This window comes from Pseudomonas sp. PDM05 (genome assembly GCF_014851685.1).
GTDB lineage: Bacteria > Pseudomonadota > Gammaproteobacteria > Pseudomonadales > Pseudomonadaceae > Aquipseudomonas.
This window is the reverse complement of sequence record NZ_JACVAC010000058.1, coordinates 1-258: the sequence shown is the minus strand read 5'-3', so window position 1 is coordinate 258 and position 258 is coordinate 1. Positions and strand designations below refer to the sequence as shown.

Sequence of the window (258 nt, the reverse complement as noted above, 5' to 3'; positions counted from 1 at the left end):
TGTGGGCATGTAGCCGTTGCTGGTCGTCGTAGTGGTAGTGACTTAGCAGTTGGCCTTGCTGGCGTTGACGTTCCTGGCCGGATTTGAACAGGTGTGAGGTCAGCGTTTCACCATTCAACTCGACGGTTGAAAGGTGTCCCCCCTTGGCACGGTTGAACACCACCCGGTTGTTGTCCGGCAGGCGCAGGTGGTGCAAGTGGCCGCAGGCATCGTAGGCATAGCGCAAGGTGCCCCAGCCTTGGTGTTCGGCAGTGAGTC

General features: G+C 59.3%; 1 protein-coding gene. It reads right to left on the bottom strand.

The features are described 5' to 3' along the window. Positions 1 to 258 (bottom strand): hypothetical protein (locus IB241_RS27405; RefSeq protein ID WP_192301286.1); only part of this gene is annotated, 258 nt, incomplete at both ends.